Origin of the sequence: Mycobacterium sp. ELW1 (assembly GCF_008329905.1) — a bacterium.
Classification (GTDB): Bacteria; Actinomycetota; Actinomycetes; order Mycobacteriales; family Mycobacteriaceae; genus Mycobacterium.
In genome coordinates this window covers 3187549-3206472 of record NZ_CP032155.1, presented here as the reverse complement: position 1 = coordinate 3206472, position 18924 = coordinate 3187549, and the positions used below count along the sequence as shown (strand labels likewise).

17 protein-coding genes are annotated in these 18924 nt (G+C 65.5%); 8 read left to right on the top strand and 9 right to left on the bottom strand.

The window, feature by feature from the left end:
• Positions 1–258: 258 nt before the first annotated feature.
• The 4 genes from D3H54_RS15105 to D3H54_RS15090 all read right to left on the bottom strand — a co-directional run bounded on the left by D3H54_RS15105 (position 259) and on the right by D3H54_RS15090 (position 4287).
• Positions 259–1728 (bottom strand): FAD-dependent oxidoreductase, encoded by a 1470-nt coding sequence (locus D3H54_RS15105; RefSeq protein ID WP_149379720.1) that lies wholly within the window; start codon positions 1726–1728, stop codon positions 259–261.
• A complete protein-coding gene (bphC, locus tag D3H54_RS15100) occupies positions 1725–2633 on the bottom strand; it encodes a biphenyl-2,3-diol 1,2-dioxygenase (RefSeq protein ID WP_149379719.1) in 909 nt (302 codons plus the stop codon). The genes D3H54_RS15105 and bphC (D3H54_RS15100) overlap by 4 nt, the downstream gene beginning before the upstream one ends.
• Before the next feature lie 11 nt (positions 2634–2644).
• Entirely contained in the window at positions 2645–3826 is a 1182-nt protein-coding gene (locus D3H54_RS15095) for an acyl-CoA dehydrogenase family protein (RefSeq protein WP_149379718.1), read from the bottom strand.
• Positions 3827–3927: 101 nt separating this feature from the next.
• Positions 3928–4287 carry a 2Fe-2S iron-sulfur cluster-binding protein gene (locus D3H54_RS15090; protein ID WP_168214874.1) on the bottom strand — a complete coding sequence of 120 codons (360 nt, stop codon included), beginning with the start codon at positions 4285–4287 and terminating at the stop codon, positions 3928–3930.
• 104 nt (positions 4288–4391) lie between these two features.
• Between D3H54_RS15090 and D3H54_RS15085 the strand changes: the two genes are divergently transcribed.
• From D3H54_RS15085 to D3H54_RS15060, 6 genes are all read left to right on the top strand, one after another.
• On the top strand, positions 4392–6005 hold the full coding sequence (locus D3H54_RS15085) for a flavin-containing monooxygenase (protein WP_286198893.1): 1614 nt from the start codon (positions 4392–4394) through the stop codon (positions 6003–6005).
• Complete coding sequence (locus D3H54_RS15080; RefSeq protein ID WP_149379715.1) at positions 6006–6809, top strand: mycofactocin-coupled SDR family oxidoreductase; 804 nt, start codon at positions 6006–6008, stop codon at positions 6807–6809.
• The gene (locus tag D3H54_RS15075; RefSeq protein WP_149379714.1) at positions 6806–7639 is read left to right on the top strand and encodes a mycofactocin-coupled SDR family oxidoreductase; all 834 of its coding nucleotides are present in this window, start codon (positions 6806–6808) and stop codon (positions 7637–7639) included. Before D3H54_RS15080 ends, D3H54_RS15075 begins: the two co-directional genes overlap by 4 nt.
• 128 nt (positions 7640–7767) lie before the next feature.
• Positions 7768–8640, top strand: a complete 873-nt coding sequence (locus D3H54_RS15070) for an enoyl-CoA hydratase (protein WP_149379713.1) — start codon at positions 7768–7770, stop codon at positions 8638–8640.
• Positions 8641–8750: 110 nt separating this feature from the next.
• Entirely contained in the window at positions 8751–9884 is a 1134-nt protein-coding gene (locus tag D3H54_RS15065; protein WP_149379712.1) for a 3-ketosteroid-9-alpha-monooxygenase, oxygenase component, read from the top strand.
• Between the two features lie 90 nt (positions 9885–9974).
• Entirely contained in the window at positions 9975–11258 is a 1284-nt protein-coding gene (locus D3H54_RS15060) for an HNH endonuclease signature motif containing protein (RefSeq protein ID WP_149379711.1), read from the top strand.
• A gap of 46 nt (positions 11259–11304) precedes the next feature.
• Here D3H54_RS15060 and D3H54_RS15055 read toward each other — a convergent pair whose 3' ends face one another.
• Positions 11305–11943: a TetR/AcrR family transcriptional regulator gene (locus D3H54_RS15055; protein ID WP_149379710.1), complete on the bottom strand. Its 639-nt coding sequence runs from the start codon at positions 11941–11943 to the stop codon at positions 11305–11307.
• A 307-nt stretch (positions 11944–12250) separates the two neighbouring features.
• Here D3H54_RS15055 and D3H54_RS15050 point away from each other — a divergent pair, with 307 nt between their 5' ends.
• Complete coding sequence (locus D3H54_RS15050; RefSeq protein WP_149379709.1) at positions 12251–12598, top strand: HicB family toxin-antitoxin system; 348 nt, start codon at positions 12251–12253, stop codon at positions 12596–12598.
• A gap of 35 nt (positions 12599–12633) precedes the next feature.
• On the opposite strand, the gene D3H54_RS15045 is transcribed toward D3H54_RS15050, so the two are convergent.
• From D3H54_RS15045 to D3H54_RS15035, 3 genes are read right to left on the bottom strand one after another with little or no spacing between them, the layout of a single operon-like run.
• On the bottom strand, positions 12634–14091 hold the full coding sequence (locus tag D3H54_RS15045; RefSeq protein WP_149379708.1) for an FAD-dependent oxidoreductase: 1458 nt from the start codon (positions 14089–14091) through the stop codon (positions 12634–12636).
• A 1-nt stretch (position 14092) separates the two neighbouring features.
• Positions 14093–15001, bottom strand: coding sequence for a biphenyl-2,3-diol 1,2-dioxygenase (gene bphC, locus D3H54_RS15040; protein WP_149379707.1), 909 nt, complete (start codon positions 14999–15001; stop codon positions 14093–14095).
• 13 nt (positions 15002–15014) lie between these two features.
• Positions 15015–16196: an acyl-CoA dehydrogenase family protein gene (locus tag D3H54_RS15035; protein ID WP_149379706.1), complete on the bottom strand. Its 1182-nt coding sequence runs from the start codon at positions 16194–16196 to the stop codon at positions 15015–15017.
• Between the two features lie 119 nt (positions 16197–16315).
• On the opposite strand from D3H54_RS15035, the gene D3H54_RS15030 reads away from it, so the two are divergent.
• Complete coding sequence (locus D3H54_RS15030) at positions 16316–17923, top strand: flavin-containing monooxygenase (protein WP_149379705.1); 1608 nt, start codon at positions 16316–16318, stop codon at positions 17921–17923.
• Here D3H54_RS15030 and D3H54_RS15025 read toward each other — a convergent pair.
• Entirely contained in the window at positions 17920–18774 is an 855-nt protein-coding gene (locus D3H54_RS15025) for an alpha/beta fold hydrolase (protein ID WP_432246320.1), read from the bottom strand. The genes D3H54_RS15030 and D3H54_RS15025 overlap by 4 nt on opposite strands.
• Positions 18775–18924 lie beyond the last annotated feature (150 nt).

Below are 18924 nucleotides of genomic sequence, written 5' to 3'. Positions count from 1 at the left end.
GCAATCCCTTCTGTCAGGGAGAATCGATGAGCCGCCGTATCGACATGCCACAACTGTTGCGGCGCAATGTGTGTCATCTATTGATGAACGTAATCGGCGGTGCGACAGTGGTTGTCGCGTCGAATTCGTCCTAACTCCGTTCTACCCACGCCCTGGTGCCCGGGCCACCTCGTGAGAACGATTCATACGGGACGCATATTCGGCCACATCGATGGTGGCCGGCAGCGGTACTGCGGCAGAAGTCGTGTGATCGAGCCGTCAGGCGGTGGCGGCGGAACGACCTGCGCGGCGGCCATAGAAGCTGCCGTCGCCCAGTGAGACACCGCTGGCGTAACCCCACGCCGCAAGCCCCGCGGTGCAGCGCCCCGCCGCGAACAGCCCGGGTATCGGGTGTCCGCTGACGTGGAGTACCGCGCCGTCCAATGAGGTCATCAGTCCGCCGAGGGTGAAGCCACCGCAGCTGGCCCGCAAGTCGATCGCACCGACCGGGGTACCGACCGGCTTGAGCCACTCCGGCTTCTTGTGCAGCAGCGGATCCTCGCCGCGCGAGGCCGCCTCGTTGTAGGCGCCGATCGTCGACTGCAGCGAGCCCACCGGTAGACCGATCTCCGCTTCGAGTTCGGCGACCGTGTCACACACCCACGTCGCGGGCCGTTTGAGGAACGGGGTGGCCGACGTCGCCGCCATCGCGTCCTCTTGGGCGTCGCCGTCGATGATCAGGTAGGCGGTGTCCTCCTGCCGGTACAGCGTCAGTTGACCGATCCGGCCGGAGTACATGTCCTCGGGTACGTAGCGCTGACCGAGGCCGTTGACGAGAACGCCGCGCACGGTCTGCTGCGGATCGATGAGGAACGCCACCTCGGTGGCGTCCATGTGCGCGAGATCCGCGCCGAGAGCCTGCGCCATGCGGATTGCGCGGCCGTCGTGCTGTTCGATGGAGGCGGCGGGGCGTCCCGCGATGGCCGGAGCGAACTGCTTGACCATGGACTCGCTGTAGGCGAAGCTGCCGGCGGCCAGCACAACCCCGCGCCGGGCGCGCACCCGCACCGTCTCGCCGTATTGCCGCGCGAGCACCCCCGCCACCCGTCCGTCGGATTCCACGATCAGCGTCTGTGCCCGCACGTCGTAGACGGCTCGTACGCCGAGCGCCGTCGCGGTCTCGACCAGTGGCTTCATCAACATGAAACCGCCGCTCTTCTCGCCGGCGACCTTCCCGGTCATCTGCGGGATGTGCCCGCGCGGAGCAGGTTCGGCGATCGTGTTGAACGGGTAGGCATTCTCACCGCCGGTGAACATCAGACCCTGGTCGCCCGGCGGTTCCCACCCGGGCTCGCCCCAGAACTCCGGCTTGAACGGCACACCGCAATCCGTCAGCCAGTCGAAGTGGTCGAGACTGCCCTCGCAGTAGTCCGCGATGCGGGCTTCGTCAGCGCCCGGCCCCATCGCCACGTTGAGAAAAGCCGTCATGTTCTGAGGAGAATCGCTGAAGCCACAGGCCTTTTGGATCGGTGTGCCACCGCCGAGGTAGATGAATCCACCCGCCATCGCCGCCGCGCCGCCCCATGCGCCGGTGCGCTCCAGCACCAGCACGTCGGCGCCTGCACGCGCTGCTTCCACGGCAGCCGCTGCACCGGCGATGCCGTAGCCGACGATGACCACATCGGCTTCGTGATCCCAGTTCTCGATCGACGACGCGGGAACCGGGCTGACGTCATCTTTGACTGTCATGGGCGCATGGCCGCAGGAAGGTCGGACACCCATTGATGCCCCCAGTAGCTGTCAGCGGTGATTTCCTCTGCGGTGTAGTACATTTCGTCGACGCGCATCCCTTCGGTGCCGAATTCGATGTCCCAATCGCCGGGTGCGCGCACGTAGAACGACACCATTTTGTCGTTGGTGTGCCGACCCAGGGTCGACGATAGTGCAAAGCCCTCGGCGTTGACCCGATCTTGCGCCTGTCCCACCGCGTCGAGCGAGTCGACCTCGACCATCAGGTGGATCAGTCCGGGATCGCGAACCGTCTGTGCGGGGCAGATCGCCAGGCTGTGGTGGCGTTGGTTGACACCCATGAACCGCACCCGGATCGGTCCGAATTCGGGAGGCGCGGGGACCCGGAATGCGCCGCGGGACGTGAACCCCAGGACTTGGGTGTAGAAGGCGAAGACCCCGTCGACGTCGAGTGCGGGAAGTACGACGTGGCCCAATCCCTGGTTGCCGGTGACGAATCGGGCGCCGAAAGGTGTCACGACGGGGGAGTGATCGAGTACCGCCCCGTGGAACACCTCCAGCGAGGTTCCCGCCGGATCCTCGAACGCGATGACCTCCTCGACGCGCCGGCCGTCTGCCTCGTCCTGGGACAGCTGCGTGAAAGGAACCCCGGCGGAATCGAGGGCGGATTTGACCCGCTCCAGGTCGGCGTGGTCCCGCACCTCCCATCCGACCGTGACGATCTTGTCCACATCACCGGGCACGACGATGATGCGCGCGGCCCGCTCGTCCATCCGCAAATACAGCGCGGACGCATCGGAACCCTTGCCCTGGGCGAAGCCGAGGACACCGAATGCGAAGTGGCGCCAGCGTTCGATATCGGAGGCGGCAACGGTGACGTAGCCCAGGCCTTTGATGAGACTCATGCTTCTCCGCCTCAGATCATCGCCCGGAGCGGACCCTGCGGGTCCACGCCCAGCGAACTGAGCGCCGCGGCGTGGTAGATGGTTCCTGGCACATGGATGGCGTGGGCCTGGCCGACATGTACATCCCGCCAATACCGTTGCAGCGGTTTGTCCATCCGTGCGGCATTGCCGCCGCACCGCGCGAAGATCTCGTCGACCGCGGAGACCGCGCGCCATACCGCGCGCACCTGGGTGCGCCGTCCGGCAGCCCGGTCCTCGAAGGACACCTCGTTTCCGGAGTCGACGATGTCGTAGATGCGGTCGGCATTGGCGAGCAGTTCCTGCCGGGCGGCGTTGATGTCGGCGGCCGCCTCCCCGATGGCGTACATGACGTACGGGTCGTCCTTCACCGCCACCCCGCTGGCGTTCACCCGTTCGCGTTGATAATCCAGCGCGGCGGCCAGGGCGCCTTCGGCGATGCCGATGGTCGCCGCACTGATGCCGAGGGGGAACATCGTCGACCATGGCATGAGGTAGAGAGTGTCGGTCATGCCCGCCTCGCGCTGAGCCGTGCCGTCCATCACCTTCGTCGCATCCATCGTGCGGTAGGCCGGCACGAATGCGTCCTTGACGATGACGTCCTTGGACCCGGTGCCACGCAGCCCCACCACATTCCATGAGTCCTCGACGATCTCGTAGTCTGTGCGCGGCAGAATCATGTGCAGCATCTGCGGCGGCATGACCGGCTTACCGTCGGCGTCGCCGAGCATCGCACCCAGAAAGATCCAGTCACAGTGGTCGGTCCCGGAGCTGAACTGCCACCGGCCGTTGAAGATATAGCCGCCGTCGACCGGCCGGGCGACACCCTGCGGGGCGTAGGGTGAGGCCACCCAGGTATCGACGTCGTCGGCCCAGATCTCGGCGGCAACCCTCGGATCGGCATACGCCAGCTGATAGGGATGCACGCCGACGACGCCGTTGATCCAGCCCGCGGACGGGTCGAGCGCGGCAGTGGCCATGACCGTCTCGGCGAATTCGCGAGGATGAACCTCCAGGCCGCCGTGGATCTTCGGCTGAAGCAGGCGGATATTGCCCGCCGACTTCATCAGCTTCACGGTCTCGTCGGTGAGCTTGCCGACCTTTTCACCCTCGGGTCCCTGGCCGCGCAGTTCCTCGGCGACCTGGCGCACCCGGTCGATTACCCGCTCAGTCATCATCTGGTCCTATCGTCGCTGGCTGACACTGATCGTGGACCGCCACTGGTGCACCCGCTGCGGTGCTTCCCGGTCAGCGGAAAGCTGTTGTGGCCGTGCCTTCAGTACTCGATGTGCAGGTCGTCAGACACGGGCCTGGCTTGGCAACCCAGGATCAGGCCGTCGGCAAGGTCGTCGGGCTCGAGGATGCCGCAGCTGGCCATGTGCACCTCACCGCGCACGGCAGTCGCCACGCATGACCCGCAGTGGCCTTCACGGCAGGAGTGGGGGGCCTCGATTCCGGCTGAGATCAAGGTGTCGACCAGTGTGGCGTCCCGGGGCCACCGCAGATGGTGACTGGTTCCGTCCAGATCAACCCGAACGGTCGCGGTGTCGGTACTGCCGAAAGTGGTTGCCGCTGAGCTGGTGTCATCTCCGAGAAGGTCACCGGGTAATTCGCTGCGGTTGTCGACGTCTGACATAGGCATCGATTCTGCGGCCCGATGGCCGGGACGGGGCGTCTCTGCGTCCGGTCACCGGGAGACCGCCCCGGTGCGAGAGCGCGGACCGCCTACCGTTTCGGCGTGTGAGCACTGGATCGAAGTCCCATGTCGATGTCGTTGTGGTGGGGGCCGGGTTCGCCGGCCTGTACGCCCTGCACAAGTTCCGCTCGCAGGGGCTGTCGGTGCGGGTGTTCGAGGGGGCACCTGATGTCGGCGGCACCTGGTACTTCAACCGCTATCCAGGCGCTCGCTGTGATGTCGAAAGCGTGGACTACTGCTATTCGTTCTCCGACGAGTTGCAGCAGGAGTGGACGTGGACCGAGAAGTACGCCACTCAGGCCGAGATCCTGGCGTACATCAATTGGGTGGCCGACAAGCTGGACCTGCGCCGCGACATCACCTTCAACACTCGCGTGGTGGGCGCGGTGCTCGACGAGCAGACGGTGCGCTGGACGGTGAGCACCGACGCAGGGGAGAGCGTCGTGGCGAGATTCGTGGTGATGGCAACAGGCCCCCTGTCGGCCTCCATCACACCGAATTTCCCAGGGCTGGAGCGCTTCCGAGGCGAGATCTACCACACGGCGCACTGGCCCCATGAGGGCGTGGACTTCACCGGCAAGCGCGTCGCCGTGATCGGTACCGGGTCTTCGGGAGTTCAATCCATCCCGATCATCGCCGAACAAGCCCAGCAGCTGTATGTGTTTCAACGCACGCCGAACTACAGCGTGCCGGCCGGCAACCGGCCGTTGACGGCCGAGGAAATCGCCGACATCAAAGCCAACTACGCCGAGCGTCGGCGGATGTCGTGGCGCAGTGGCGGCGGGTCACCGCATGTCGCGCATCCGAAGCTGACCATGGACGCCACCCCCGAGGAACGGCGGGCCGCTTTCGAAACGCGCTGGGAACTCGGGGGCGTCTTGTTCTCCAAGACCTTCGCCGATCAGATGGTGTCCCTGGACGCCAACGAGGAAGCCCGCAAGTTCTACGAGGAGAAGATCCGCGCGGTCATCGACGATCCGGATCTGGCCGATTTGCTGATCCCCGACGACCATCCGATCGGCACCAAGCGAATCTGCACGGACTCCCAGTACTTCCAGACGTTCAACCGGCCCAACGTCCGGCTCGTCAGTGTGCGCAAGACGCCCATCGAGTCGATCGACGAAACCGGAATCACCACCGCTGAAACGCACTTCGACATCGACGCGTTGGTTCTGGCAACCGGGTTCGATGCCATGACCGGCACTCTGGCCAAGATCGACATCGTGGGTCGCGCCGGTCAACGGCTGGTGCAGGACTGGGCCGACGGGCCGCGCACGTATCTGGGATTGGGCACCGACGGGTTCCCCAATCTGTTTCTGGTGTCCGGCCCCGGGGCGCCGGCGGTGCTGGCCAACATGGTGCTGCATGCCGAGGCCCACGTGAACTGGATTTCCGATGTCATCTCATACCTCGACGAAAACGGTTACGCCGGAATCGAACCGACCGCCGACGCCGTGGACTCCTGGATCGCGGAATGCGCGCAACGCGCCGAGGCGACACTGTTCACCAAGGCCAACTCCTGGTACCTGGGGGCAAACGTGCCCGGCAAACCACGCCAATTCATGTTGTTCATCGGCGGCTTCGGCACCTACCTCGACATCTGCAACGAGGTGGCCGGCGCCGGGTACAAGGGCTTCGATCTGCTCAAGGCGCCGTGAATGTCACGCCTATCGGGGAAGGTCGTCCTGGTCACCGGGGCGGGACGCGGCACGGGTCGCGTGCACTGTGAGCGGTTCGCCGACGAGGGTGCCGACGTCATCATGCTCGACCACAGCGACGCGGCCGATGATCTACGTGAGACGGCACTGCGGGTGGAACAGCGGGGCCGGCGCGCCGTCCTCGGGACGGCCGACGTCGCCGACCTTGCCGCAGTCACCGCCGCGGTGGATGCAGGGATCGAGCGCCTCGGCCGCCTCGACGTGATCGTCGCCAACGCCGGCATCCACAGTCCCGGCGCCCCGGCGTGGCAGATCACTGCTCAGGACTGGCAGCGCACTATCGACGTCAATCTCACCGGGGTATGGCACACCGTCCGAGCGGGTGTGCCGCATGTCGGGTCCGAGGGCGGCTCCGTCGTGATCATCAGCTCCACCAACGGCTTACGCGGCACCGCCGGCACCGCCCACTACACGGCCAGTAAGCATGCTGTCGTCGGCCTGGCCCGCACACTGGCCAATGAGCTGGGTCCGCGAAGCATTCGGGTCAATACCGTGCACCCCGGTGCCGTCGCCACACCGATGGTGCGAAATCCGGCGACGTACCGGCGGTTACGGCCGGACCTCGACGACCCTACCGAGGCTGATGCCGCCGAGGTGCTCACTGCGCGGAACCTGCTTCCGGTGCCGTGGGTCGAGCCCGTCGACGTGGCCAATGCCGTCGTCTTCCTCGCCTCGGACCATGCCCGCTACATCACCGGCACTCAGCTCGTCGTCGACGCGGGCCTGACCCAGAAGACGACATGACGGGACGGCTGGCGGGTAAGACCGCATTCATCACCGGGGCGGCGCGCGGAATCGGCCGCGCACAGGCGGTGCGGTTCGCCCAGGAAGGCGCGGCGATCGTCGGCGTCGACCTGTGCGGACCTGTCGAGTCGGTGCAGGTGCCGGCGAGCACGCGGGACGATCTCGACGAGACGGCCCGGCTGGTCGAGAACCTTGGCGGCCGTATCGTGACCGAGACCGTCGACGTACGCGATGTGGACGCGTTACGAGTGGCGGCCGGCCGGGGCGCCGACCGTTTCGGCGGTCTCGATATCGTCTGTGCCACAGCGGGAATCACCTCACGCGCCCCCGCCGTCGACATGGCCGAGTCCATGTGGCGGACTATGCTCGACGTCAATCTCACCGGCGTGTGGAACACCTGCACCGCCACGACGCCACATCTGATCCCCCGTGGGGCAGGTTCCATCGTGTTGGTGAGTTCAATCGCCGGGCTGCGGGGCCTCGTCGGCGTCGCTCACTACACGGCCGCCAAACATGGTGTCGTCGGCCTGATGCGAAGTCTGGCGATTGACCTGGCGCCGTTCGGCATTCGGGTCAACTGTGTGCACCCCACGAACGTCGATACGCCGATGATCCAGAACGATGTCGTCAGCAGCGCGTTTCGGCCCGACTTGAGCCGCCCCCCGAGCCGACAAGAATTCGCCGAGGCAGCCAGCGGGATGAACATGCTGCCGGTGCCCTGGGTAGACCCGGTGGACGTCGCGAACGCCAGCCTGTTCCTCGCGTCCGACGAGGCGCGCTACATCACCTCGACAAGCTTGCCAGTGGATGCTGGCGCCACCCAACGATGAGAAGCGGAGAACCGCCGTCGGGGTGAGCTGTGACCGGGCCAACTCCCGGTCACTGGCACATTGCATGCGAACGGCTGTCTGCTGCGATGCACATTGGAGGCAGACACCGAGGGATGCGGAGGGTTGGAATGACTGCACACGACACTGACGTGGTGACCTACGAAGTCGTCGACGGGACGGCGATCGTCACGATGAATCGGCCGCGTTATCGCAACGCCCAGAACTCCGTGATGACGTACGCGCTCGACGCCGCCTTCCAGCGGGCGGTCTCCGACGATGAAGTGCGCGTTATCGTGCTGGCCGGCAACGGTGAGCACTTCAGCGCAGGGCATGACATCGGCACACCGGACCGCGACCACCACGTCTCCTACGACAACAAGGCCGCGCTGTGGTGGGATCACGTCGACAAAGAGGGCGGCGATATGCGCTACGCCCGCGAAGTCGAGGTCTATCTGGGGATGTGCCGACGATGGCGCGAAATTCCCAAGCCCACCATCGCGATGGTGCACGGCGCCTGCATCGCGGGCGGTCTCATGCTGGCCTGGGTCTGCGACATGATCATCGCCTCCGAGGATGCCTTCTTCGCTGATCCTGTTGTGCGGATGGGCATTCCGGGTGTCGAGTACTTCGCCCATCCCTGGATTCTGGGCTCCCGGTTCGCGAAAGAGATGTTGTTCACCGGAGAACAGTTCAGCGCTCAGCGCGCCTACGAGATCGGAATGGTCAACAAGGTGGTGCCCAAAGCGGAGCTTCGGGGCGCCGTGTTCGAGGTTGCGGACCGTATCGGCACCATGCCGAGATTCGGTCTGGCCCTGGCCAAGCGGGCCGTCAATCAGTGCGAGGACCAGATGGGTCTGCGCAACGGGATGGACGCCGTCTTCGGACTGCACCACTTCGCCCACGCGCATAACGCGGAGGTGGGCCAGGACTCGCTCGGGGGTCTCGACGCCAAGGCGATGGCCGCGGGGAGTCGCACGCCTCGCGGCGAGAGTGGGGGATAGCGGCGGCAGCCGCGCCGGTGCTGTCGTCGCGGGGAACCTGGTCGTTCTGCCGACACGTGCCGTGGGGCGGTGTCACGCTGTCAGGGACGGGTCAATGACGGAGGTCCGACATGACGGCGATGGATACCGAGGTCGAGGTACGCCAGATCGAGGCTGGCACGCCACCCACTCGATTCGCACGGGGATGGCACTGCCTGGGGTTGACCCGGGACCTCGGCGACGGGACGCCGCACGCGGTGAACGCGTTCGGCAAGAAACTGGTCGTGTTCCGCGGTGCCGATCAGGTGCTCAACGTGCTGGACGGTTACTGCCGGCATATGGGTGGCGATCTGTCGGCGGGCGAGGTCAAAGGAAACGAGATCGCCTGCCCCTTCCATGACTGGCGCTGGGGCGGCGACGGCCGTTGCAAGCAGGTTCCGTACAGCCGCAGGGTTCCCAAGCTGGCCCGGACCGCGACCTGGTTGACGCTCGAACAGGACGGGATGCTGTTCGTCTGGAACGACCCGGAAGGCAACCCACCCCCAGCCGGAGTCGTCATCCCGCGTATCGAGGGCGCAGGCAGCGACGAGTGGACCGACTGGCACTGGTACACCACGGTGGTCAACTCGAATTGCCGGGAGATCATCGACAACGTCGTCGACATGGCCCACTTCTTCTACGTGCACTCCGCAATGCCGACGTTCTTCAAGAACATCTTCGAGGGGCACGTCGCCACCCAGTACATGAACAGCGGTGTGCGTCGGGACCAGCCGCTGCCCGAAGGTCCGGTGATGCTGGGCACGACGTCGGTGGCGTCGTACTGGGGGCCGTCGTTCATGATCGATGACCTCCTCTACCACTACGAGCATGGCGACCAGCAGACCGTCCTGCTCAATTGTCACTACCCGATCGACGCGAATTCCTTTGTGCTGCAATACGGGATCATCGTCAAGAAATCTCCCGATCTGCCGGAAGAAGCGGCTATGCAGGCCGCCGTCGCGCTCGGGGACTACGTCAAGATGGGCTTCGAGCAGGATGTCGAGATCTGGCGGAATAAGACCAGGATCGAGAATCCACTGCTGTGCGAAGAAGACGGACCGGTGTACCAACTTCGCCGCTGGTACGAGCAGTTCTACGTCGATGTGGCCGATGTGACGCCGGATATGGTCGACCGGTTCGAATACGAGGTCGATGTCTCCCGGCCGCGTGACGCGTGGCAGCAGGAGGTCGAGCAGAACCTGGCGGCTCAGGCGGCCGAATTGTAAAGCGGTGGAGGATTTTCCACACAGCTGCATTCATCAACAGATCCGGTCGAGCGCGGCGGAATTGTCGGTGGCCCAACGTAGAATTCGAACATGGGTTCGATCACGGCGGCGCTGGACGCACTCGACGCCGCGGTCGAGATGCTGGGTGCCGCCGACATCGAGGAGCTGCCCCCGCAGCAGCGGTTCGCTGCTGTAGAACGTCTGGAAGGTGCGGTACGTCGCCAGCTCGCGGTGTCCCACGAGCAGATCACGCACCTGGAGCGCTACGAGGGCTGCCCGCCGATTTCGATCGTGCTGGCTGACGTGTTGCGGATCAGCCGGACGGCGGCCAAGCGCCGACTGCGCGACGCCCAACAGCTGACCCCGCGCACCACGTTGACCGGCGAGCCGTTGGCGGCGCTGCTGCCGGAGACCGGGAAGGCCTGGGCGGCCGGCGAATTGGACGACGAGCATGTCCGAGTCATCCAGAAGTTCTTCCGTGACATACCCGATCACGTCGGCCCGGTCGAGGTGGACAACGCCGAGCGCACCTTGGCGCAGCACGCCCGGACGATGCGGCCCGATCAACTGGAGAAGGTCGCCGATCGGTTGGCCGTGCACCTCAACCCCGACGGCAAATACTCTGAGGAAGACCGGGCCCGTAAGCGTGGCTTCCAGTGGTGCGGGGGCCAGCGCCCCGACGGGATGAGCGCCGGAAAGCTGATCGCCGATCCGGTGCTGCGGGCACAACTGGATGCGTTCTTCGCCAAGGCTGCCGCGCCGGAGCCCGACGATCTTCGCAGTCATGCCCAGCGCCAACACGACGCGTTGGCCGACATGGTCCGCAGCCGTCTCGGAGATCCGAAACTGGGCCAGCACAATGGACTTCCAGTCACCATGATCGTGACGACCACCCTGCAGGAGCTCCAGAGCGGCGCGGGGCACGCAGTCACCGCCGGCGGAACGCTGGTTCCGATCACGGATCTCATCAGGGCAGCCGCATCCTCATACAACTATCTGGCGGTGTTCGACGGCGTGACGGGCCGATCGCTGTGGTTGGGCCGAAGCAAGAGGTTGGCGTCGGCAGATCAACGAATCATGTTGTTGGCCAAATATCGTGGTTGCACCGCGCCCGGTTGCACAGTCAATGGTTACAACAGCCAGGTCCACCATGCAGCCAAGGACTGGAAGCACGGCGGCAACACCGACATCGACGACATGACCCTGGCGTGTAAATGCGACAACCTCGTTGTCGAAAACGAGGGCTGGACAACCCGACAGCGTCCCGACGGTCAGACCGAGTGGATCCCACCGCCCGGCGTCCCGCTGCGCGGCGGCACCAACGACTATCACCACCCGGAACGATTGCTGCCCAAAGACGACGAGAAAGACTGAGGCGACGTCGGGGCGAGGCATCCGGGGTGACGGGTCATCTCGCGCGTCAGCCTTGCCGCCTTCGCGCCGGTCTGGATGGTGGTGAGGCCGCTTCGCTCTGCATTGCGCGGATCGCCGGGGCAATCCACAGCCGGAGGAGCTCACGAAGTTCGTTCGAATCATCCAGCGGCGAGATGATCAACGACTGCAGTGTCCGAAGAGAGATATGCAGAACATCGTCAACGGCGCCCGGCGGCAGGGCGGACCAGTCGATGTCCAGCCCGAGGAGCATGGCGCGGCCCTGTATTCGCGCGTTGGAGTTCTCGCGCAGAACGATTTCAGCCAGTGCGGTCGCACGTTGCGCCCGCACCATCAGCCCTACGAGAGGGTCACCCGGGAGTCGCTCGAGGGCGAGCGCAATCCCTTCGACAACAGCATCGGCCGGATCGGTGATACCGCGGAGCGACGCCTGTATTCCCTCGATGAAGCTTGTGGACGCCTCCGCCCCGACGGCCGCCATCAGCTGGTCGGTATTGGCGAAGTAGTGATAGATCGTCTGCCGGGTCACTCCCAAGACTCGCGCGACGTCCGCAATGGTCGTCCGCTCGCCGAATTCTTCTATCGCGCTACGCGCCCCGGTGAGGATACGGGTGATCGCCTCCGCGTCCGACGCCGGAACATCGCCTCCCCACCCGCGAGTGCGCATACCGTCTCCTGCCGCATCGTGTGGCGAGGCCGCCGTCCGCTGGAACGGTACCGTACCCGAATTGCACAGATCATACGAATGAGGTTCACTGTGTATGATCAGGTCGCCGTGACGTCAGAGGAAAGAGGGGGATTCCATGGTGTCCACGAAACCTGAACTGATATCCACGATTTTTAAAATTGCTCTACCGCAACCTATTTGACGGACTCTACGAGCGTGGTCGGCGCACTTCACGGACGGGTGGCGGCCAGATTGAAGACTGATGCGAGTATATAAAATTGAGATCGTTCGTGACGGTCGCTGGTGGATGATCCGCATTCCCGAAGTCCACGGTGCCACCCAGGTGCATCGACTCAAAGAAGCAGAAGCGATGGCGCGCGAATACCTGGCGCTTCAGCTGAACGTGCCTCTCTACGAAATCAGCATCGAGATCGCCAGCATCCGCATGAAGCGGCCCGAGTTTCGTGAGATCGGGGCGATGGCAGAGAAGATCCGTGACCTACGTGAGCAAGCTCGTCGGCTCGAGCGGGAATCGGTCGCCAGTGCCCGCGAGTTTGCCCATTGGCTCATCGCCAACGGTGTACCTGTTCGCGACATCGCCGAACTCCTCGACGTCTCCTCACAACGAGTCAGCCAACTGACGAGGGACTCGTAATCGCCATCCCGCCTCGATAGTTCGGCGACCGATACCTACCCGCGGGCGGCTGAGCGTCCGGCCCGGCGGCCGTAGAAACTGCCGTCTCCCAACGAGATGCCGCTGGCGTACCCCCATGCCGCCAGGCCGGCGGTGCAGCGTCCGGCCGCGTACAGGCCGGGGATCGGCTCGCCACTGACATGCAGCACTTGCGCGTCGAGGTTGGTGCGCAACCCGCCCAGCGGGAACCCGCCGGTGGCGTGCCGCAGATCGAGAGCGCCGACCGGGCTGCCGATCGGCCGCAGCCAGCGCGCCTTCTTGTGCAACAACGGATCCTCGCCGCGGGCGGCGGCAGCGTTGTAGCGCGCCACTGTGTCCTGCAGGCTGCCGAAGGGCAGGCCGAGTTCGGCCTCGAGCTCGGCCACGGTCTCGCACACCCATTTCGGCTTGCGCAGAATCAGTTTCGGTGTCTGCGATGCCACAGCCTCGTCGTGAGCATCCCCGTCGAGGATGAGATATGCCGTGTCGTCTTGGTGATAGAGCGTGAGCTGACCGGCACGGCCGGGATAGGTGTCTTCGGCGACGTAGCGCTGGCCGCGCGCATTGACCAGGATGCCGCGCACCAACTGTTGCGGATCGACCAGGAACGCGACCTCGGTGGCATCAACATGGGCCAGGTCCGCGCCGAGCGCTTGCGCCATCCGGATGCCTTGCCCGTCATGCTGTTCCACCGCGGACACCGGCCTGCCGGCGATGCGGGGTGTGAAGCGGGCCATCATCGACTCGTTGTAGGCGAAGCTGCCGGTGCCCAGAACCACGCCACGGCGGGCCCGGATGGTGACCTCGGTGCCGTACTGGCGTGCGGTGATCCCGGCGACGCGGCCGTCGGACTCGACCACGAGAGCCTGCACGCGGACGTCGTAGAGCGCGCGGACACCCAAGTCCGTCGCTCTCTGCACCAACGGCTTCATCAACATGAAGCCGGCGCTGGCCTGGCCCTGCTTCTTGTTCTGCATCTGCGGGACATGTCCGCGCGGCGCAGGCTCGGCGACGGTGTTGAAGGGGTAGGCGTCCTCGCCGCCGCTGTATATCAGTCCCTGGTCGCCCAGCGGTTCCCACCCCGGCTCACCGAAGAACTCCGGTTTGAACGGCACCCCGCAGGCCACCAGCCACTCGAAGTGGGCGACACTGCCCTCGCAGTAGTCGGCGATGCGCTCGCGGTCGGCACCCGGTCCCATGGCGGCATCCAGGAATGCCGCCATGTTCTCGGCGGAATCCTCGAAGCCACAGGCCTTTTGGAGCCCGGTGCCGCCGCCCATGTAGATGAACCCGCCGGCCAGCGCGGCAGCCCCACCCCAGGCGCCGGCTCGTTCGAGCACCAGGACATCAGCACCGGCACCGGCAGCCTCGACCGCCGCGGCCGCACCGGCGACACCGTAGCCGGCGACAACCACGTCGGCCTCGTGGTCCCAGGTCGTCACCGAGGCTGCCGGAACCGGGCGGACGCCGGTCATGTCAGGGCCGCATGGCGGCGGGCAGGTCGCCGACCCACTTGTGACCCCAGTAGCTGTCCGCCGTGATTTCCTCGGCGGTGTAATGGTTTTCGTCGATTCGTACGCCGCCGGTGCCGAACTCGATATCCCAGTCGCCGGGAGCGCGGACGTAGAACGACACCATCTTGTCGTTGGTGTGCCGACCGAGTGTGGACGACAGTTGGAACTCCTGCGCGGCGATGCGGTCCAGCGCCTCTCCGACCGCGTCGAGGGTGTCGACCTCCACCATCATGTGGATCAGGCCGGGATCGCGCTGGTGCATCGCCGGGGCGATCGCCAAGCTGTGATGGCGTTCGTTGATGCCGAGGAAGCGGATCCGGATCGGGCCGAACTCCTTGGGCAGCGGCACCCGGTATGCACCGCGGGACACGAAGCCCAGGACCTGGGTGTAGAAGTCGAACAGGCCGGGTGCGTCGAGCGCCGGCAGCACGACGTGGCCCAATCCTTGGTCGCCGGTGACGAATCGCGCACCGAACGGGGTGACCACCGGGCTGTGATCCAGCACCGCGCCGTGGAAGACCTCCAGGTGGGTGCCCGCCGGGTCGTCGAACGCCACGACCTCCTCGACTCGGCGGTCGTCGGCCTCGGACTGCGTCAGCTGGGTATAGCCGACCCCGGCGCGGTCGAGGACCTCTTTCACCTGCTCCAGCGCGGCGTGGTCGCGGACCTCCCAGCCGACCGTGGAGATCCGATCACCGTCGCCGGGCACCACGATGATCCGCGCCGCCCGTTCGTCCATGCGCAGGTACAGCGCGGACGGATCGGGCCCCTTCCCTTCGGCGAATCCCAGCACGCCGAAGGCGAATTGGCGCCACCGATCGATGTCGGCGGTCTGGATGGTGACGTAGCCGAGGCTCTTCAGGAGGCTCACGGGTGCGCTCCGGTCAGATCATCGCCCGGAGCGGGCCCTGCGGCTCGACACCGAACGAGCTCAGAGCCGACGCGTGGTACACGGTGCCCGGCACGTGGATGGCGTGGGCCATTCCGGTGTGGGCATCGCGCCAGTAGCGCTGCAGCGGCTTGTCCATCCGCATGGCGTTGCCGCCGGAGCGGGCAAAGATCTCGTCGACGGCGCTGACCGCACGCCACACCGCGCGCACCTGGGTGCGCCGCCCGGCGGCGCGGTCCTCGAACGAGACCTCCTTGCCGGAGTCCACCATGTCGTAGATCCGGTCGACGTTGGCGAGGATCTCCTGGCGGGCGGCGTTGATGTCGGCGGCGGCCTCGCCGATCGCATACATCACGTAGGGGTCGTCTTTGATGGCGGTGCCTGCCGCGCTGACCCGCTCACGCTGGTAGTCCAGATGTGCGGCGAGTGCGCCTTCGCAGATACCGATGGTGGCCGAGGAGATGCCCAGCGGGAACATCGTCGACCACGGCATCAGGTAGAGGGTGTCGGTCATCCCGGCTTCCCGCTGGGCGGTGCCGTCCATGACCTTGAACGCATCCATCACCCGGTATTCGGGTACGAAGGCGTCCTTGACGATGACGTCTTTGGAGCCGGTGCCGCGCAGCCCCACCACATCCCAGGAGTCCTCGACGATGGTGTAGTCCTTGCGGGGCAGGATCATGTGCAGCATCTGCGGCGGCATCTGCACCTTGCCGTCGGCGTCGCTCTTGATGGCGCCCAGGAAGATCCAGTCGCAGTGGTCGGTTCCGGAGCTGAACTGCCAGCGCCCGTTGAAGATGTACCCGCCGTCGACCGGCCGGGCGATGCCCTGCGGTGCGTAGGGCGAAGCCACCCAGGTGTCGACGTCGTCGGCCCAGATCTCCTCGGCGACCCGCGGGTCGGCGTAGGCCAGCTGGTAGGGATGCACGCCCACAACGCCGTTGATCCAGCCGGCGGCCGGGTCGAGTGCGGCAATCGCCATCACGGTCTCGGCGAACTCCCGCGGATGCACTTCCAAGCCGCCGTACTTGGCCGGCTGAAGCAGCCGGATGTGGCCGGCCTCCTTCATCGCCTTGACGGTGACGTCGGTGAGTTGGCCGATCTTCTCGGCCTCTACGGCCTGCTCACGCAGCTGGTCGGCGAGCTCCATCGTCTTGTCGAGCACCGAAGCGGTCATCATGCATCCTTAGTCCAGGTCTGAGCTGTTGGTGTCATCCTGAACCCGCGCGACGGTCGGTACCGGGCAATGTCTCGATGAGCGGGGCAATGTCAGAATTTGGACCTACTCTGCTGGACATGAGCCCAGCAGACGAACTCGACGTGGTCGTGGTCGGCGCCGGTTTCGCCGGGCTGTACGCGCTGCACAAGTTCCGCGGGCAGGGGCTGTCGGTCCGGGTGTTCGAAGCGGCGCCGGAGGTGGGCGGTACCTGGTATTTCAACCGTTACCCCGGAGCCCGGTGTGACGTCGAGAGCGTCGACTACAGCTATTCCTTCTCCGACGAGCTGCAGCAGGAATGGACGTGGACCGAGAAATACGCCACCCAAGCCGAGATCCTGGGCTACCTGAACTGGGTGGCCGACACGCTCGACCTTCGTCGGGACATCACCTTCGACACGCGGGTGACCTCAGCGGTACTCGACGAAAGCACGTTGCGCTGGTCGGTGACGACCGAGGACGGCCGGGTGACCACCGCCAGGTTCGTGGTGATGGCGACCGGAGCATTGTCGGCGGCCATCACGCCGGCGTTCGACGGGCTGGACACCTTCGGCGGGGAGATCTACCACACCGCGCACTGGCCGCACGAGGGCGTGGATTTCACTGGCAAACGTGTCGCGGTCATCGGCACGGGTTCCTCAGGTATTCAATCGATCCCGATCTTCGCCGAACAGGCTGCGCATCTCTATGTCTTCCAGCGCACCCCCAACTACAGCATCCCGGCAGGCAACTCCGCGTTGACCGCCGCACAGGTGGCCGAGGTCAAGGCGAACTATGCCGAGCGCCGGCGGCTCTCGATGCGAAGCGGCGGCGGCTCGCCCTATGTCGGCACGACTACACCCACGATGGAGGCGTCGGCCGAAGAGCGGCGGGAAGCGTTCGAGAAGCGTTGGCGCCTCGGGGGAGTGCTGTTCTCCAAGACGTTCCCCGATCAGCTCACCGACCAGGCCGCCAACGACGAGGCGAGAAAGTTCTGGGAGGAGAAGGTCCGCACGGTCATCGACGACCCGGCAGTCGCCGACCTGTTGATACCCGACGACCATCCGATCGGGACCAAGCGAATCTGCACCGACTCCAACTACTTTCAGACCTTCAACCGGCCGAACGTGACGTTGATCAGCGTCCGCCGCACCCCGATCGTGTCGGTCGATCACACCGGCATCACCACCTCCGCGGAGCATGTTGACCTCGACGCGATTGTGTTCGCCACCGGATTCGACGCGCTCACCGGGGCTTTGGGCAAAATCGACATCGTCGGGCGCGGGGGAGAACTCCTGCGCGACGACTGGGCAGACGGCCCCCGCAGCTACCTCGGTCTGGGCGACGACGGATTCCCCAACCTGTTCGTCGTGACCGGCCCGGGAGCGCCGGCCGTGCTGGCGAACATGGTCCTGCACGCCGAGGCGCACGTGGATTGGATCGCCACGGCCATCGGCTATCTCGATGAGCATGGGTACGCCGGCATCGAGGCGCGCCCGGACGCGGTTGAGAACTGGCTCGCCGAGCTCGACCAGCGCGCCGCGACCACGCTGTTCCCGAAAGCCAACTCGTGGTATCTGGGTGCCAATGTGCCCGGTAAGCCAAGGGTTTTCATGCTCTTCATCGGCGGCTTCGGGACCTACAACGAGATCTGCGCCGAGGTCGCCGCCGACGGATACCGGGGTTTCGACCTGATCAGGATGAGCTAGTCCCGCTGCAGGAAGCTCATCACGGTGGTTTCGAACGCCTGCTTGGCCTCGATCATCACCCAGTGCCCGCAGTTGGGGAACACGTGCAGCTCGGCGTTGGCGATGGTGCGCATCGGAATCAGCGCCATGTCCAACGGGCTGACCCGATCGTCGCGACCCCACGTCAGCAGAGTGGGCGCCTTGACTTTGTGCATGATGGCCCACGGCAGTGGGAAGTCGGCGTTGCGCATCATCTTCGTCATGGCCGCGAACGCCGCCTTGCCGTACATCCGCCGCGCACTCTCGAGGGTCTCGGGATCGGTGGCCAGTGCGAAGCGCTCCTCGATGAGTTGCTCGGTGACCAGTGCCGGGTCGTAGACCATGGAGTTGAGCCAGTCGATGAGCCGCTGGCGGGTGGGATCCTCGGTGAACTCCTGGAGCAGCCGAATTCCCTCGCTCGGGCCCGAGCTGAAGATATTGGTCCCGATACCGCCGATGGTGACCAGCTTGCCGATCCGGTCGCGATGATTGATCGCGAAGTTGATGCCGACGCCGCCGCCCATCGAGTTCCCGATGACGTCGACCTTGTCCAGGCCGAGCGCGTCGACGAACGCGGGCACCGCCGCCTGCGCATCCAGCATGGGATGGCCGCCGAAGTCGTCGCTGACCCCGAATCCGGGGAACTCCAGCACCAGGCACCGATAGCGCTCGGCGAAGAACGCCAGGTTGCCGCGGAAGTTGCGCCAGCCGGTGACTCCCGGCCCGGATCCGTGCAGCAGCAACAGGGTGGGGCCCTCACCGGCCTCGTGGTAGCGCAGAACGCCCTTCTCGGTGGCGATCTCGCGCTTGGTGCCTTCGTAAGTCGTGTCCACGGGTGCTATCCGACCATCGGGCCCGGGGGTGTGGCAACCAGGTGTACCGCTGGCCGGGCCGTAGCTCGGGCTGATATCAGCAGTCTCGTAGGCCTCATTTGCCACATCATCCTGCTAATCTGCACCGGGACCGGTTAGCTGCGGGGTGAC

Coding starts and splice junctions, on each gene's coding strand:
- D3H54_RS15105 (WP_149379720.1), bottom strand. CDS start 1,728: ATGACAGTCAAAGATGACGTCAGCCCGGTTCCCGCGTCGTCGATCGAG.
- bphC (WP_149379719.1), bottom strand. CDS start 2,633: ATGAGTCTCATCAAAGGCCTGGGCTACGTCACCGTTGCCGCCTCCGAT.
- D3H54_RS15095 (WP_149379718.1), bottom strand. CDS start 3,826: ATGACTGAGCGGGTAATCGACCGGGTGCGCCAGGTCGCCGAGGAACTG.
- D3H54_RS15090 (WP_168214874.1), bottom strand. CDS start 4,287: ATGTCAGACGTCGACAACCGCAGCGAATTACCCGGTGACCTTCTCGGA.
- D3H54_RS15080 (WP_149379715.1), top strand. CDS start 6,006: ATGTCACGCCTATCGGGGAAGGTCGTCCTGGTCACCGGGGCGGGACGC.
- D3H54_RS15075 (WP_149379714.1), top strand. CDS start 6,806: ATGACGGGACGGCTGGCGGGTAAGACCGCATTCATCACCGGGGCGGCG.
- D3H54_RS15070 (WP_149379713.1), top strand. CDS start 7,768: ATGACTGCACACGACACTGACGTGGTGACCTACGAAGTCGTCGACGGG.
- D3H54_RS15065 (WP_149379712.1), top strand. CDS start 8,751: ATGACGGCGATGGATACCGAGGTCGAGGTACGCCAGATCGAGGCTGGC.
- D3H54_RS15060 (WP_149379711.1), top strand. CDS start 9,975: ATGGGTTCGATCACGGCGGCGCTGGACGCACTCGACGCCGCGGTCGAG.
- D3H54_RS15055 (WP_149379710.1), bottom strand. CDS start 11,943: ATGCGCACTCGCGGGTGGGGAGGCGATGTTCCGGCGTCGGACGCGGAG.
- D3H54_RS15050 (WP_149379709.1), top strand. CDS start 12,251: ATGATCCGCATTCCCGAAGTCCACGGTGCCACCCAGGTGCATCGACTC.
- D3H54_RS15045 (WP_149379708.1), bottom strand. CDS start 14,091: ATGACCGGCGTCCGCCCGGTTCCGGCAGCCTCGGTGACGACCTGGGAC.
- D3H54_RS15035 (WP_149379706.1), bottom strand. CDS start 16,196: ATGACCGCTTCGGTGCTCGACAAGACGATGGAGCTCGCCGACCAGCTG.
- D3H54_RS15030 (WP_149379705.1), top strand. CDS start 16,316: ATGAGCCCAGCAGACGAACTCGACGTGGTCGTGGTCGGCGCCGGTTTC.